This is a genomic window from Frankia sp. R82 (assembly GCF_023716925.1).
Classification (GTDB): Bacteria; Actinomycetota; Actinomycetes; order Frankiales; family Frankiaceae; genus Frankia.
In genome coordinates, this window is the sequence record NZ_JAMQQG010000047.1 from 26,237 (window position 1) to 41,380 (window position 15,144).

Sequence of the window (15,144 nt, forward strand, 5' to 3'; positions counted from 1 at the left end):
CGATACTCCTCCTTTCTAGCGTCCGGAGGGCCGCCCGTCGGGTCGGTGAGCCGGACGACGTTGGGGGTTTGGTGCGAACAGGTCTGGATCGGCGGGGTTTTCTCCGTCGGGGTGTGGGCGTGACCGCCGGGGCGACGCTGCTGGGCGTGGGCGGTGGGGGGCTGCTCGCGGCGTGTGGCAGCGACAGCGACGGCGGTGACACGAGCGCGAGCGCCGGCTCGTTCGGCCTGCTGGCCGTCCGGCTGTCGTGGATCAAGAACGTCGAGTTCGCCGGCGAGTACATCGCCGACCAGCGCGGCTACTACAAGGCGGCCGGCTTCTCCGGCGTCAACCTGATGGCCGGCGGGGCCTCGGCGACTCCGCAGGACACCGACGTCGCCACCGGCAAGGCCTTCATCGGCATCTCCTCGCCGGACATCACCGCGAACGCGATCACGCAGGGTGCGCCACTGAAGATCGTCGGGGCGCAGTACCAGAAGAACCCGTTCGCCATCATGTCGCTGTCGAAGTCGCCCATCACCACCCCGCAGGCGATGATCGGCAAGAAGATCGGTGTGCAGGCCACCAACGAGTCCGTGTGGTCGGCCTTCCTCAAGGCGAACAAGCTCGATCCGTCCTCGATCACGAAGGTGCCGGTCGAGTTCGACCCGCTGCCGTTGACCACGGGCACGGTCGACGGCTGGTTTTCTTTTGTGACGAACGAACCGAACTCGTTGCGGGTGAAGGGCTATGACGTCACCACGTTCATGCTCGCCGACCACAACTATCCGCTGGTATCCGAGACATTCATGGTCAGTAACGAGTCCATCGCCAGGAACCGGGACAAGGTGAAGGCCGCCCTCACCGCGGAGATCCGCGGCTGGAAGGACGCCACCGCCGACGCGGCGCTCGGCGCGCGGCTCGCCACCACCGTCTACGGCAAGGACCTCGGCCTCGACGAGGCCGAACAGAAGCTCGAGAGCGCCGACCAGAACAAGCTCATCCGCACCGAGGTCACGACGAAGAACGGCCTGTTCACCGTCACCGACCAGCTGGTCGAGGAGAACATCGCCACCCTGAAGATCGGTGGCGTCGACATCACCGCGGAGGAACTGTTCGACCTGTCCATCCTCGCCGAGCTGTACAAGGAGAAGCCGGAACTCGTATGAGCGCCGCCGCCGCACCCTCGCCGAAGCCGGTCGACGGACCGCCGGTTCCGCCCGCTCCCGAACCCGGGCCCGGTACCGTCCCCGCGCCCCCGTCCGCGGCCGGATCCGGTTCCGCGGAACCGTCCGAGGGCGTGGGTGAGCCCGGCGCGGGTTCCGGCGTGCGGGTGGTGGGGCTGCGCAAGGAGTTCCGGCTTGGGCGCCGCGGCGTGCTGGCCCTGGACGACGTCAACCTCGCCACCGCGCAGGGCTCGTTCCTCACCCTGATCGGCCCGTCCGGCTGCGGGAAGTCGACGGTGCTGCGCATCCTCGCGGACCTCGAGACGCCCAGCGGCGGCGAGGTGCTCGTGCACGGCGAGCCGCCGGCCACCGCCCGGCGCGGGCACCATCTCGGCATCGCCTTCCAGGACGCGGCGCTGCTGCCCTGGCGGTCGGTCGAGGCCAACATCCGCCTGCCGCTCGAGGTCGGCGGGGTGAAGGCGGACCGCTCGGTGATCGCGGACCTGATCGAGCTGGTGGGACTCACCGGGTTCGAGAAGGCCCGCCCGGCCCAGCTGTCCGGCGGGATGCGTCAGCGGGTCGCGATCGCGCGCGCCCTCGTCGTCGAACCGCGGATCCTGCTGCTCGACGAGCCGTTCGGGGCACTGGACGACATGACCCGCCAGCGGCTGAACTTCGAGCTGCTGCGGATCTGGAGCGCCCGGTCGACGACGACGGTGCTGGTCACCCACTCCATCCCGGAGGCGGTGATCCTCTCGGACACCGTCGCCGTGATGACGTCGCGGCCGGGCCGGATCGCCGCGCTCGTCGACATCGACCTGCCCCGCCCGCGCACCCCGCAGATGCTGCGCTCGCCGCGTTTCCACGCCCTGCACGACGAGCTGTCCGCCCTGCTGTTCGCCGGCGGTGACCAGCCGGGCGCGCTGCTGGCGGACCCGGTCGGCAGCGGCGCATGACGACGGTGCAGGACGCCGTGCTCGGCGCCGCCACCGGCACGGCACCGGATGGCGGCGGGCGGGGTGGCGTGCCCGGCCGCCTCGACCTGCGCTCGTGGGCGACGGCCGCGGCCGGCATGATCGGTCTGCTCGCGCTGTGGTGGCTGCTGGCGGTGACCGTGCTCGACGACGGCGGCGCGGTGCCCACGCCCTGGCAGGTCGTGCGGGCACTGTGGGACGACCACCGGCTGATGTGGACCTCCGCCCGTTCCACCGGCGGCATCGCGCTGCAGGGCTGGCTCATCGGCAACGGGCTCGCGATCGGACTCGCCGTGCTGGTGTTCGGCGTGCCGATCGTGGAACGGGTGCTGCTGCAGATCGGGGTGGCGTCCTACTGCCTGCCGGTCATCGCCATCGGCCCGATTCTGACCACCGTCTTCGACGGGCGTACCCCGCAGATCGCGCTGGCCGGCATCTCGGTGTTCTTCACCACCCTGGTCGCCACCCTGCTGGGCCTGCGCGCCGCCGACCCGGCCAGCCTCGACCTGGTCCGGGCCAGCGGTGGCGGGACGTGGGCGCAGCTGCGCCTGGTGCGCCTGCGCTCGGCGCTGCCGAGCACCTTCGCCGGGCTGCAGATCGCCGCGCCCGCCGCGGTGCTCGGCGCCATCATCGGCGAGTTCCTCGGCGCCGACCGGGGTCTGGGCGTGGCCATGGTCCACTCCCAGCAGGCCCTGGAGGTGCCGCGGACCTGGGCACTGGCTGTCGTCGCCGCCGCGGTCGCGGGCCTGGGCTACGCGGCCACGTCGCTTGCCGCGCGGCTGCTCACCCCGTGGGCGCCCCGGGGGAACCCGGGCGGTGGGCGGTGAACGGCCTGCTCGCCGCCGCCCTCGTCCGGGTGGGACGTACGGTGCTGGCCGTCGTCGCCTCGGCCGCGGTGATCATCGGACTGTGGTACGCGTTCATCTCCGTGTTCGACCTCGACTCGCTGGTCGCGAAGGACCCGCAGGCGGTGTGGGAGTACCTGTTCACCGCCCGGCGGGCACCGGCGAGCCGTAAGGTCATCCTGGACGGGCTGTGGCACACCCTCGGCGACGCCGGACTCGGCTACCTGTTCGGAACGGTGGCGGCGATCGTCGTGGCCGTGACGTTCGTGCTGGCCCGCCCGGTGGAACGGGCGCTGATGCCGGTCGCGATGATGCTGCGCTCGGTGCCGCTGGTCGCGATGATCCCGCTGCTCACCCTGGTGTTCGGCCGTGGCCCCACGGCCGTCGGGGTGATCGCGGGGATCATCGTGTTCTTCCCGTCGCTGGTCAACCTGACCTTCGGCCTGCGCTCCGGGCCGCCGGCCGCCGCCGACCTCGTCCGCGCCTACGGCGGCGGTCCGGCGACGGTGCTGCGCAAGGTGTCACTGCCCAGCGCCCTGCCGGCGTTGTTCGTCTCGGCCCGGATCGCCGTCCCGGGAGCGATCATCGGCGCGCTGCTCGCCGAATGGCTGGCCACCGGGCAGGGCCTCGGCTACTACATGCAGCGCGCCCAGCAGACCTTCGACTACGGCGGGGTGTGGGCGTCCGTCGTGGTGGTGACCGTGGCCAGCGTCGTGCTGTACGCCGTCGTCGGCTTCGTCGAGGCGATCGTCCTCGCCCGGTACGGACCGAACCCCGCCGGGAGCCGCCCCGGACGCTGACCGGCATCCTCCCAGCTTCCCGACCCTTCGATCCCACGCTTCTTCGACCCATCCCAACCGTTGTCATCCCAACCGTTGTGGCCCTGATCGTCGCAGCCCCTGTTGTTGTGGCCCCCGTAGTGAGGGACGGCATGTGAACGTCGTACGCACCAGCCGCGGACCCCGGCTGATGTCGACACCCCCGCACGCCCCGGCACGCACCCAGTCACCAACGGTGATGCCGGGGGCCGACCGGGATGATCCCCCCGCCCGACCGGGGGAGCCGCCCGTGCGGTCGGCAGCACCGGCCCTCGGCGTCGACCGGCTCGTTCCGTCGGCGGCCCAGGTCGCGCGGCTGCTCCGGGTGGCCGCCGGGGACGAGGACGCCGACCTGGTCGTGCGTGGCGGTCTCGTCGTGGTGGTGCACGACCAGACCGTCCTCGAACGCGACATCCTCATCGTCGGACGGCACATCGCTGCCGTGACCAGGCCGGGAGCCCTCGGCGGCCGGCGTTCGCTGGACGCCGAGGGCCGGTATGTCCTGCCCGCCTACGTCGATGCGGGCCTGCGGATCGAGGACACCCTGCTGCGCCCGGGCGAACTGGCCCGCCTGCTCGTGCCGCGCGGCACCGGCACCCTGCTCGTCGACCCGACGGCACTGGCCGCCTTCGGCGGGTCGGCCGGCGCCCACTTCGCGACCGGATCGACGACTCCGCTGCGGATCCTGGCCCTTCCGGGGGACACGGCCCTTCCGGGGGACACGGCCCGTTCGAGGGACGCAACCGAGGCGGTGGACGCCGAGCCCAGGACGGTCGCCGAGCTCGCCGCCCGCGGCCATCTCGACCACGAGGTCCACCAGGCCGTCCAACGGGGAACGAATCCCCTGGACGCGATCCGTCGGGTCACCCTGCGCCCCGCCCGCCAGCATGGGGTGGACCACATCCTCGGCTCGCTTGCCCCGACCCGGCTCGCCGACCTGCAGGTCGTCGCCGACCTGGCCAGTGCCACCCCACCCGACGTCGTGGTCGTCGGCGGTCGCATCGCCGCCGAGGCCGGCCGCCCCCTGTTCGACAACCTCGACCCCACGCCGGCCTGGGCGATCGGGCGGATCCGGCTGCCGGAGACCCTGCACGCCGGCTCCTTTCCCTGTCCGGTTCCGGCCTGGCCCGTCGCGGACGGTTCCGCCCGCCTGGGTGCAGTCCTGGAGGGTGCGGCTCTGGGCGGTGCCGCCGCGGTGAGCATCGAGTCCGGCGGGTCGGGGTCGCTGGCCCGCCATGGGCTGCGGATCGTCCGGCTGGCCCCGACCGCCCGCGGTGGGCGGCCGGTCGCCGACCCGTCCCGCGACCTGCAGAAGGTCGCCGTCATCGGCGGTCCGGCGGAGGCGATCACGGTGGAGGTGGGCCTGGTCCGCGGCTGTGGGCTGGTCCGCGGCGCGCTCGGGTTCACCACGGCGCAGGCGCCCGGGCAGGTCATCGTCATCGGGACGAGTGATGACGACATGCTCACCGCGGCGCGGGCCGTCGAGGGGATGGGCGGTGGCTTCGTCGTGGTCGATCAGGGCTGGGTGCGGGCGGCGTGCCCGCTGCCGCTGCTCGGCCTCATGAGTGACGCACCCTGGGAGGCGGTGCTCGGCGAACTGGCCGCCGCCGACGCCGCCGCCGCCGACCTGGGCTGCCGCCTGCCGCGACCGCTACGAACCCTGGCCGGCTTCGGCTGCCTGCTGCACACCCGTCCCTGACCGGCCGCCGTCCGGGCGGGCCGGTGCGAGCTGGGCGCGGACGTGGGTGGCGCTGTCGTGCAGGTCGCTGCGCAGCTTCGCGGTGGGATGCCAGGTGCGTCCCGAGGCGTCGGAGTGGACGGTGACCAGGCCCGCGCACAGCAGGCCGAACAGTTTCGCCCGGGCCCGGCCCCGGTCCGTGGTGAGCAGTGCCGCCGCGTCCGCGGTGCGTAGCGGGGCCCGGTGCAGCACCGCGGTGAGCAGCTGCAGGTCGGCGCGGTCAAGGGGGTGGCCGAGGCGTTCCCGGGCGACGACGAACCGGGCGAAGGCCAGGTCCGCTGGCTGCGCGGGCAGCTCGGCGACAACCGACCGCGCGTCCGGGTGGTCGAAGCGGGGGGCGGCGAGCCCGAGTCGCAGCTGGTCGGCGACGGCACGCCCGATGCCACCACCGGTGCGACCGGCGATTCCAGCGCGCCGGAAGGCATCCACGAGCAGGGCGTTCGGGGCCTGTGGCACGCCGGTCAGGGCTGCCCCGGGCCGGGCCGTGGCAGCCGGATCCACCGGATTGGTGATCGCGATGCCGCTGTCACCGCACCGGACGTACACCACCCCGGGAACTGCATAGTCCCGATGGATCAGGGCGTTGGTGAGCAGCTCCCGCAATGCCGCTTCGGACCAGTCCGGCACCCCCAACCGGACCAGTTCGTACCGGATGACCCGGGTGGTGCTGCGGGCCCGGCACCGGGCGAGCAGTTCCTCGGCCAGCCGGAACAGCGGCCAGTGAAAGAAGTCGTTCGCCTCCACCACGTCGCCGCGCAGCACCTGTATCGCCGCCTCATGCTGCGGCAGGAACCAGCGGATCGCGTCCGGACGACCGAACAGCAACAGCGCCTCCGGCCGCAGCTCCGCCGCCGCCGCGGTCTGCGCCGCGGAGCCGCTGCTGGCGGAATCGGTCGGCCGGGGGCGCACCACGCCGAGCGCCTCGGCGATCTCACGGTCCGACAACGCGGCCAGCGTGGCATCGGCACGCCGACCCGCGGCGCTGACCAGGCGGCGCAGCCGGGCGAACTCCCGTGGGTCCAGATCCGACCATGTGGCCCCGGCAATCACCGGTACACCCCAGCCCGCCATGCCGCCCGCGCCTCCTGGCCCCGCGCCTCCTGGTCCCGCCCCACCGATCTCAGGTCGTGGCCGCGGAGATCTCATCGTAGGCGTGGTACCAGGCCGTTCGGGGGTGCGATCGTCGACGTGAGGTGTCGGATATCCGCGGTTGCGAACACGCTGCCGCGCGGCCATCAAGGGGACTTCTGGTGGACAGATGTCCTAAGCTCGCCCTTCTACGGGTGAGCGAGGGAACAGAGCCATCGAGCAGCACACGGGCGCCGAGGAGCAGGACGACGGCGAGAACTTCCTCGCGGCCTGGCGGGAACTGGTGCGCGCGGTGCAGCGCGCCCGCGGTCGCGCCACCCAGCGGCAGGACGGCAGTGGTCTGTCGATCGCGCAGTTCATCATCATGGCACCGCTGCGGGGCGGCTCGCTGACGATGTCGGACCTCGCGATCAGCGCCGGCGTGAGCGGCCCGACGGCCACCCGCGCGGTGACGAACCTGGTCCGATCGGGCCTGGTCGAGCGGGTGGCCTCCGAGTATGACCGCCGTCAGGTCGCGGTTCATCTGACCGCGGCGGGCGAGCAGGCACTGGCGGCCAAGCAGCGCGTGGTGCGCACCTCCGAGGCGCGGTTCATCGCCAGCCTCACCCCCCAGCAGCACCAGGAGGGTGCGGTGCTGCTGGAGCGGATCGCCGAGCTGCTGGACGAGATCTCCAGCTCCTGGTAGCTACTGGCTGGCCTCCACTGCCGTCCGTCGGCACTCTCCGGTGCTTCCCGGTCACCATGGCCCCGCGGGGCTGGTGTCGACGGCCGATCTCGCCGCCGTCACGGGCTGTTGTCGGCTTCGGCGGGCCGGGTGGCTGCCTCCGGCCCCGGAGGATGCGCCCGCGGTCACCCCAGCACCCCGGCGCCCCGGCCACAACCGGCGACGTTCATGGACGGCGCACTAGCTCCTGGTAGCTGCCGGCAGTGTCGTCGCCTGGTCAGGCGGCGCGTCGGCCCCGTCGAGGCTTCCCCGGCGAGCGACCAGCTCCGCGAGTGCGCGACGCAGCGCTACGCCGGCGGCGTCGGCCCGAATGCTCACATCCTCGCCTGCCCACCCTTCGCCGCCTGTCCACCCTCCGTCCGCGCACCTCCGCCTCCGGCCAGGTGTGCGGCCATCGCCGGACGCGTCGTCCGTGCCGGGCAGGGGTAGGCCCGCGAGGTCGAAGCGTTCCAGCAGGGCGAGATCCTCGTCGAGCACGGCTTGTTCGAACGCGATGGCTTCGGCCATCCGGGCGGGGTCACCACCGAGGTCGTCGCGCAGCAGCAGAGTGAAGATCCGGGTGGCGTGCTCGTCCTGCGGCTGCAGGCAGAACAGGATGGTGCTGGTCGTCGCGGCATCGGGATATTCCAGCCGGAGCCGCAGCATGAACGGCGGCTGGTAGGCGTAGGTCGACCGGCGTCGCTGCACACGTGGATGCTCCCCGGTGGCGACCAGCGGATCCTCCGGATTGGCCACCTCCTGGTCCATCCGGACCACAAAACCCGGGCCGTCGGGCTGCACCCGATAGGGAGCGACCCGGGTGTCCTCGCCGGCACCGATCGTCGCGGCGTGCACGAACGGGAAGTGCGCCGTGTCCAGAAAGTTGTCGGCGAGCAGGCCAGCGCAGGCGGTGCTGAGTGTGGGCGGCAGCCACATCGCGTCGAAACCGGGCATGTCCGCATCGGGCAGGTCGATCAGGTCGGCCACCGGCTGCGCCGGGGCGATCCAGACCAGGCCATGACGTTCGGCCACCCCCCAGGCGGGGGTGGCCCTGGCCCGTCTGGGGGGTGGGACGCCGGCGCCGAGTGCGGGGATCACCGTGCACACACCAGCCGAGCCGAATCGCCAACCGTGATAGCCACAGACGAGTTCACCGTCGTCGACCCGGCCGGTGGACAGCGGTGCGAACCGGTGCGGGCAGCGGTCGGCGAACGCTACCAGCGCTTCGCCCAACCGGGCCACGACCCAGGGTTCACCCAGCAGCCGGACCTGCAGGGGAACGCCCCCGACCTCGGCGGCGAGGGCCACCGGATGCCAGCCGTGCCGTAGCGCCGGCTCGGTGTTGCGCAGCAACCGTGCCATCACCGTTCACCTCGCGCTCGTCTCGGGCTGGCCCCGCCTGGCCCCGCCTGAGCAAAACCGTCCGGTGTTTCGAGTGGACCGTCAACATGTAACACTCGGTGACGATACTGGGGTGGTGGTGCCGGCGGCGGAGTGTCGGAGACGGGCCTGCTGGCGGTCGACCTACCGGGAGGCCCGTTCTGAGAAGGAGGCCCGTCATGTCTGATCCGAACCGGCCGGCACCGCCCGAGCGGGCCACCATCGGTCCGGGGGAGGATCTCCCCGAACGGGCCGGGGTCCTGCGCTCGCGCCGGGTGGTCCTGCCGGACGGCGAACGGCCCGCGGCGGTGCACGTCGTGGCCGGGCGGATCGCCGCGATCACCGCGTTCGACGAGGTGCCCGCGAACGCGCCGGTCACCGACCTCGGCACGCTGGCGTTGCTGCCCGGTGTGGTGGACAGCCACGTGCACGTCAACGAGCCCGGCCGCACCGAGTGGGAGGGGTTCGCCACCGCGACCCGGGCGGCAGCCGCCGGCGGGGTCACCACGATCATCGACATGCCGCTGAACGCCATCCCGCCGACCACGTCGCTCGCGGCGCTGGAGACCAAGCGGGCGGTGGCCGCCGGGCAGATCGCCGTGGACGTCGGGTTCTGGGGCGGCATCATCGGCGCCGACACCCGCAACCTCGACGACCTGGCCGCGCTGCACGACGCCGGGGTGTTCGGCTTCAAGGCGTTCCTGGCCCCCTCGGGGGTGGCGGAGTTCCCGCACGTGTCGATGGACGTGCTGGCCGCCGCCACCCGCCACACCGCCCGGATGGACGCCCTCACCGTGGTGCATGCGGAGTCCCCGGCGGTGCTCGCGGCAGCGCCGCCGGTGGTCGGCCGGGCGTTCGCGAGCTGGCTCGCCTCCCGTCCCCCCGCCGCCGAACAGCAGGCGGTGGCGGGCCTGGCGGCGCTGTCCGCGGCGACCGGCGCGCGCCTGCACGTGCTGCACCTGTCGGCCGCCGACGCCCTGGACGACCTGCTCGCCGCCCGGGTGGAGGGGCTGGCGCTGTCGGCGGAGACCTGCCCGCACTACCTGACCTTCACCGCCGAGGAAGTCCCCGACGGGGCCACTGTCTTCAAATGCGCACCACCCATTCGGGGGAGAGAGAATCTGGACCGGATGTGGGACGCGCTGGCCGAGGGCCTGCTCGCCGGGGTCGTCAGCGATCACTCCCCGTCGACTCCCGAGGTCAAGCGGATCGACACCGGTGACTTCGCCACGGCCTGGGGCGGCATCGCATCCGTGCAGCTCGGCCTGTCCGCCGTGTGGACCCAGGCCCGTACCCGCGGACACGGCCTCGCCGACGTGGTCGCCTGGATGTGCGCGGGACCCGCGGATCTGGCCGGGCTGACGGCCAAGGGGCGTATCCAGGTGGGTGCCGACGCGGACCTCGTCGTCCTCGATCCCGACGGGTCCTACCTGGTGGAGCCCGCCATGCTGCGCCACCGTCACCCGCTGACCCCCTACGCTGGTCGTAGCCTGGACGGACTGGTCCGGGCGACCTACCTGCGGGGGGTGCGCGCCGACGGCGACCGCCCACCGCGGGGGCGTCTGCTGGCACGGTGACGGCCCCGGTCGACCCGGAAAGAGGGAAACCTGATGAGTGACGAGCCCGATCTGACCAACCTCGTCGATCTGGCCGCGGCCCGTTTCGGCGGTACGGTCGTGGCCGTCAACGACGAGTTCTTCGCGTTCGCCGAACGGATGCTGCTGTCCGAACCGCCGATCATCCGGCCGGGGGTGTTCACCGAACGCGGCCAGTGGACCGACGGCTGGGAGACCCGGCGCCGCCGTGACCTGCCCGGGGCCGACTGGGCTGTGGTCCGGCTCGGCGCACCGGGTATCGCCCGGGCGATCACCGTCGACACCACGCACTTCACCGGCAACGCCCCCGAGGCGGTCGAGATCCACGGGGCGACGCTCGCCGGCTATCCGTCCGCGGCCGAGGCCACCGACCCCGCGGTGGAGTGGGTGGAGCTGGTCGGTCACACGCCCATCGCCGCGGATGCGGTGAACGTGCTGCCCGTGGCCGAACAGGGCCAGACCCGCATCACCCACCTGCGCCTGACGATCCACCCCGACGGCGGCATCGCCCGGCTGCGGGTGCATGGCACGGTCGTGCCAGATCCCCGCCTGTTCGACCGGGTCACCTCCGATCTGGCCGCCGCCTATCTGGGTGGGGTCGTCGTCGCGGCCAGTGACATGCACTACGGTGACCGGCACAACCTCAACGCCTCCGGCGACGCCCGCGCCATGGGCGAGGGCTGGGAGACCCGCCGTCGCCGTGGCACCGGGCACGACTGGGCCACGGTCCGGCTGGCCACCCAGGGCCAGATCGTGCGGGCCGAGGTCGATACCCGCCACTTTCGCGGCAACGCCCCGCGCGCCGTCGAACTGTGGGCGGCCGACTGCCCCGACCTGGTCGATCCCGACGATGTCGAGTCCGTCACCGGCTGGTTCCCCCTGCTGCCCCGCACCCGCGTCCAGCCCAACACCCGCCACCTGTTCGACCTGGAGGTGCCCGTCCAGGCCACGCATGTGCGCCTCGACGCCATCCCTGACGGCGGTCTGGCCCGGCTGCGCCTGACCGGCGCGCTGACGCTCGTCGGCCGGGAGGCGCTGGCCATGCGCTGGTTCGACGCGCTGTCTCCGGACGCCGCCCGCGAGGAACTGCTGGCCTGCTGCGGCTCGGAGGACTGGGCCGAGGCAGTCGTGGCCCGCCGCCCCTTCGGTACCCTCGCCGCCCTGCTGCCCGCTGCCGAGCAGGAATGGTGGCAGGTGCCTGAGTCGTCCTGGTTCGAGGCGTTCACCGCGCATCCCCGGATCGGGGAGCGTCCGCCCCGCACTCCGGCGCCGCCGACGACCGCCCGGGCCTCCATCGTCTCTCTTGACGCCCCCCGTCGGGAGCAGGCGGCGATGGACGAGGCGTCCGAGGAGACCAAGGCCGCGTTCGTCGCCGGCAACGCCGCCTACGAGGAGCGCTTCGGCTATATCTTTCTGGTCCGCGCGGCCGGCCGCACCGCACTGGAGATGCTGGACCTGCTCCAGGAGCGGATGGCCCACGATCCCGCTGAGGAACTGCGCGTCGCCGCCGGCCAGCAGGCGGAGATCACGGCGCTGCGGATCCGCCACCTGATCACCGGGGCGTAGCGGGATGGGCCTGTCCACCCATGTGCTGGACACGGCGCTCGGCCAGCCGGCCGCCGAGATCCGCGTGCGTCTCGAACGCGGCGAACCCACGGCCGGCTGGATCCTGGTCGCCGAGGCCAGCACCGATCCCGACGGCCGGATCACCGGCCTGCCCCTGACCTCTCCCGGACGCTGGCGACTGGTGTTCGACACCAGCGCCCGTTCGGCCTTCTTCCCCGAGGTCACGATCGCCTTCGAGGTCAGCGACCCGGCCGAGCCCCACCACGTCCCGCTGCTGCTCGCCCCCTACGGCTACTCGACCTATCGCGGCAGCTGATCCCGCCGGCTGATCCCGCCGGCTGGCCGTGGCGGCTCAGTCGGTGGGAGTGAACTCGGGCTGGTCGAGCAGGCGCAGCCAGGTGCCGTCCGGCTGGCGGCGCACGACCTGCGCGCGGGCGCCGGCGCCGTCGCGGGGTGCGGTGGACGTCAGCGCGATGTCCCCGCTGACCAGGGTGGGCAGCGGCTCCTCCGGCTCGAAGCGGGGTGCGTGCGTGAGCACCTGCTCCCACCGGACGCGGATGGCCTCGCGGCCCACCGTCCGCCCGCCCGGCGGGTAGGCCATCACCGCGTCCGGCTCGTAGAGCTCGGCGATGCCGGCGGCGTCCCCGGCGTTGGCCCGCTCGACGAACAGCCTGGTCAGGTCCTCTGGCGCGTGGGCGCGTTCCCGGGCGGTCGTCATGTTCGGCTGCGAAGCCATGGGCTTCCTCCTCGGTTTCTCCCTGGGGTGCTCTGATCCATGTCCACCTTCTGTCGGAGCGGATCAGAAGTCCAACGGCTGGATCTGATGGAAACTAGAATCAGTGCTTATGGAGCTGCGGCAGTTGGAGTACTTCGTCGCCGTCACCGAGGAGGCAAACTTCACCCGGGCGGCCGAGCGGGTGCACATCAGCCAGTCGGGGGTCAGCGCGCAGATCCGCGCGCTGGAGCACGAGCTCGGCGCCGCCCTGCTCGACCGAACGGGCCGCACCGTCACCCTCACCACCGCGGGCGTGGCCGCCCTCGAGCATGCCCGGCAGGCCCTGGCCGCCGTCGCCGCGGTGCGCGGTGCCGTGGACGAGGTGCGCGGGCTCGTCCGGGGTCGCCTGGCCGTCGGCATGGTCACGTCCTGCCTAATCGAGCCCTGGTTCGAGGCACTGGCGGCCTTCCACGAGGCCCATCCCGGCATCGACCTGCGTGTGGTCGAGGACGCCTCGGACCGCCTGATCGGGCAGGTCCGTGCCGGCATCCTGGAACTGGCGCTGGTCGGTACCGCCGCGGACGACGCCGCCCGGGATCCCCAGATGCTGCCCGTACTCGGCGAACCGCTGGTCGCCGCGGTCGCTCCTGGCCATCCGCTGGCCGCGCGGTCCAGCGTCACCCTGGCGGAGCTGACCGCCCATCCGCTGGCCTGCCTGCCCCTCGGAACCGGCATCCGCACCGTGTTCGAGCGCTCCTGCGCCGCCGCGGGTGTCCGACCGCGTTTCGCCGTCCAGGCGGCTGCGCCGGCGGCCGTTGCGGATCTGGCCGCCCGCGGCCTCGGCGTCGCGGTCCTGTCCGCGTCCATGACCGCCGGCCTCGGCGACAGCCTGCGCACGCTGCCCATCGAGGACGCCCCGGCCCACGCGCTGCTCGCCCTCGTCTGGGCCGCCACCCCCAGCCCCGCCCTGCAGGCCCTGCTCCGCCACTGCCGCCGCACCTTCGCCCTGGATGCCCGCCTGGACGGCCGAGACGGCCTGAACAGCCAGGACGGCGGGGTGAGGTGATCCTGATCAGCCGGTGGTGCCCGCTGGACCGAAGCGTCTCATCAGGTCGGCGACGGCAGCGGCGGTCGGCGAGGTGGCCTCACCCGCGTCCCGCAGCCCGGCGAGGACGCTGGCGCGGTCGGCGGGGGAGCGGTTCTGGCTGAGTTTCGCCTGCGCAACGATCGACCGGACGGCGATCTCGACGCCGACGATGGCGCGCAGCTGGCCGGTGACGAAATCCTCGGGGGCGTCGTCCACCGACCAGGGCTGCTCGCGGTGCCGCTCGTGGTGATCGGTGAGGCGGGCGACGACCTCACGCAGCCAGGCGGGCTCATGGTGGAACACGACCGGGCCGGTGAAATGAACGGACATGTGGTTCCAGGTCGGCACGACCCGGCCGTGCTCGGCCTTGGTGGCATACCAGGACGGTGAGACGTAGGTCTGCGGCCCGCGCAGGATCGCCAGCGCCGCGACAGTCGGATCGGCGCCACGCCACTGCCCGTTGGCTCGGGCGATGTGCCCGAGTAGCCGCCCGTGCGGGGCCCAGGGGCGCTCGGGTGCCGCATCGTCTGGATCGTCATCACTGGAGTGGGCGACCGTCGGGTCGGCCTGGACGGGGGTGCGATCCCAGATCACGGGGACGAGGGTGGCAACCAGACCCTCGCCGTCGAAGGTGACCAGGTCGACGGCACCGATCTGCTCGACCATCCCGACGACCTGGTCGAGCTCGGTCAGCTCGAACGGGCGCGGCACGTACACGGCTGTGATCGTATGCCGACGGCGGTTCCGCGGAACCGCCGGACACCATCCTCGGTAGCTACCTATGCGCTACCGGCTACCGGCTACCGGCTACCGGCTACCGGCTACCGGTTCGGCTCGGCCAACGGCCAGCCGCCGGCGGCCAGCCGAGCGCTGACCCGGGCGATGTCCTGGTCGAGCGCGGAGTCGTTGGTGAGTGCGGTGATCGCCGCGCGGATCGCGCGCACCGAGGCGGGGTCGTCGCCCTCGCTCAGGGTCGCGGCGAGCTCATCCACCTCGTCGGCGGTCAGCTTGCGGCGCAGCAGAGCGAACAGGGGAAGGTAGTCGCGTTCGGGGACACCCTGGGGGTAGCCGGCGCGCAGCCAGCCGACGATCGAGGCCAGGAACGGGGGTAGCGGCCTGCTGCTCATGATGATGGCGGTTCCTGTCTCAGGTTCCGGCGACAACGGAGTAGATGCCCCAGCCGATGCCGGCGAGCACGATGGCGAAGCACAACGCTCCGGCGGCGATACCCACCGGGTTCGACCCGATGATCCGCGCGTCGTCCCCGGTCGCGTCCGTGGTGGCAGCGCCTTCCCGGCCGGAGAGGCTGATGGCGTGCAGGCCGACGGCGAACAGCGCGGGCAGGCCGGCGCCGGCTACCAGGCCGAGGACAACGATCTTCCACAGGGCGTCGAGGTCGATCCAGGAGTTCACAGCCAGCCCGTCCTCTCGTGGTAGCGGCTGCGGAGCGGGTGGTGGAGCACCGGGCAGCAGGGCAAGCATGGCAAGC

At 72.6% G+C, this 15,144-nt stretch carries 16 protein-coding genes; 10 read left to right on the plus strand and 6 right to left on the minus strand.

Annotated elements, in window-relative coordinates; all coding sequences use genetic code 11:
* The first annotated feature begins 113 nt into the window (after positions 1-113).
* The 5 genes from ND747_RS12235 to ND747_RS29340 all read left to right on the plus strand — a co-directional run bounded on the left by ND747_RS12235 (position 114) and on the right by ND747_RS29340 (position 5,481).
* Complete coding sequence (locus ND747_RS12235) at positions 114-1,148, plus strand: ABC transporter substrate-binding protein (protein ID WP_374216215.1); 1,035 nt, start codon at positions 114-116, stop codon at positions 1,146-1,148.
* Entirely contained in the window at positions 1,145-2,101 is a 957-nt protein-coding gene (locus tag ND747_RS12240; protein WP_251733647.1) for an ABC transporter ATP-binding protein, read from the plus strand. Before ND747_RS12235 ends, ND747_RS12240 begins: the two co-directional genes overlap by 4 nt.
* The gene (locus tag ND747_RS12245) at positions 2,098-2,946 is read left to right on the plus strand and encodes an ABC transporter permease (RefSeq protein WP_251733648.1); all 849 of its coding nucleotides are present in this window, start codon (positions 2,098-2,100) and stop codon (positions 2,944-2,946) included. The genes ND747_RS12240 and ND747_RS12245 overlap by 4 nt, the downstream gene beginning before the upstream one ends.
* Complete coding sequence (locus ND747_RS12250) at positions 2,943-3,764, plus strand: ABC transporter permease subunit (RefSeq protein ID WP_251733649.1); 822 nt, start codon at positions 2,943-2,945, stop codon at positions 3,762-3,764. The genes ND747_RS12245 and ND747_RS12250 overlap by 4 nt, the downstream gene beginning before the upstream one ends.
* Before the next feature lie 268 nt (positions 3,765-4,032).
* Positions 4,033-5,481, plus strand: coding sequence for an adenine deaminase C-terminal domain-containing protein (locus ND747_RS29340; protein ID WP_308204611.1), 1,449 nt, complete (start codon positions 4,033-4,035; stop codon positions 5,479-5,481).
* On the opposite strand, the gene ND747_RS12260 is transcribed toward ND747_RS29340, so the two are convergent.
* Entirely contained in the window at positions 5,434-6,591 is a 1,158-nt protein-coding gene (locus tag ND747_RS12260; protein ID WP_251733650.1) for a hypothetical protein, read from the minus strand. The genes ND747_RS29340 and ND747_RS12260 overlap by 48 nt on opposite strands.
* Positions 6,592-6,892: 301 nt before the next feature.
* Between ND747_RS12260 and ND747_RS12265 the strand changes: the two genes are divergently transcribed.
* A complete protein-coding gene (locus ND747_RS12265) occupies positions 6,893-7,294 on the plus strand; it encodes a MarR family transcriptional regulator (RefSeq protein WP_251733651.1) in 402 nt (133 codons plus the stop codon).
* A 219-nt stretch (positions 7,295-7,513) separates the two neighbouring features.
* Here ND747_RS12265 and ND747_RS12270 read toward each other — a convergent pair whose 3' ends face one another.
* Positions 7,514-8,674, minus strand: a complete 1,161-nt coding sequence (locus tag ND747_RS12270) for an aromatic ring-hydroxylating dioxygenase subunit alpha (protein ID WP_251733652.1) — start codon at positions 8,672-8,674, stop codon at positions 7,514-7,516.
* Positions 8,675-8,871: 197 nt separating this feature from the next.
* Here ND747_RS12270 and allB point away from each other — a divergent pair, with 197 nt between their 5' ends.
* The 3 genes from allB to uraH are packed head-to-tail and all read left to right on the plus strand — an operon-like array spanning position 8,872 to position 12,169.
* Positions 8,872-10,269 carry an allantoinase AllB gene (gene allB, locus ND747_RS12275; RefSeq protein ID WP_251733653.1) on the plus strand — a complete coding sequence of 466 codons (1,398 nt, stop codon included), beginning with the start codon at positions 8,872-8,874 and terminating at the stop codon, positions 10,267-10,269.
* Between the two features lie 33 nt (positions 10,270-10,302).
* Entirely contained in the window at positions 10,303-11,853 is a 1,551-nt protein-coding gene (locus ND747_RS12280; RefSeq protein WP_251733654.1) for an allantoicase, read from the plus strand.
* Positions 11,854-11,857: 4 nt separating this feature from the next.
* Entirely contained in the window at positions 11,858-12,169 is a 312-nt protein-coding gene (gene uraH / locus ND747_RS12285) for a hydroxyisourate hydrolase (RefSeq protein ID WP_251733655.1), read from the plus strand.
* Between the two features lie 36 nt (positions 12,170-12,205).
* Here uraH and ND747_RS12290 read toward each other — a convergent pair whose 3' ends face one another.
* Entirely contained in the window at positions 12,206-12,589 is a 384-nt protein-coding gene (locus ND747_RS12290; RefSeq protein ID WP_251733656.1) for a nuclear transport factor 2 family protein, read from the minus strand.
* Between the two features lie 109 nt (positions 12,590-12,698).
* On the opposite strand from ND747_RS12290, the gene ND747_RS12295 reads away from it, so the two are divergent.
* Positions 12,699-13,634, plus strand: coding sequence for a LysR family transcriptional regulator (locus tag ND747_RS12295; protein WP_251733657.1), 936 nt, complete (start codon positions 12,699-12,701; stop codon positions 13,632-13,634).
* 6 nt (positions 13,635-13,640) lie between these two features.
* On the opposite strand, the gene ND747_RS12300 is transcribed toward ND747_RS12295, so the two are convergent.
* The 3 genes from ND747_RS12300 to ND747_RS12310 all read right to left on the minus strand — a co-directional run bounded on the left by ND747_RS12300 (position 13,641) and on the right by ND747_RS12310 (position 15,068).
* Positions 13,641-14,372 (minus strand): FMN-binding negative transcriptional regulator, encoded by a 732-nt coding sequence (locus ND747_RS12300; RefSeq protein WP_251733658.1) that lies wholly within the window; start codon positions 14,370-14,372, stop codon positions 13,641-13,643.
* Positions 14,373-14,476: 104 nt separating this feature from the next.
* Entirely contained in the window at positions 14,477-14,782 is a 306-nt protein-coding gene (locus ND747_RS12305; RefSeq protein WP_251733659.1) for a DUF3349 domain-containing protein, read from the minus strand.
* 19 nt (positions 14,783-14,801) lie between these two features.
* Positions 14,802-15,068, minus strand: coding sequence for a hypothetical protein (locus ND747_RS12310; protein WP_251733660.1), 267 nt, complete (start codon positions 15,066-15,068; stop codon positions 14,802-14,804).
* Positions 15,069-15,144: the final 76 nt, after the last annotated feature.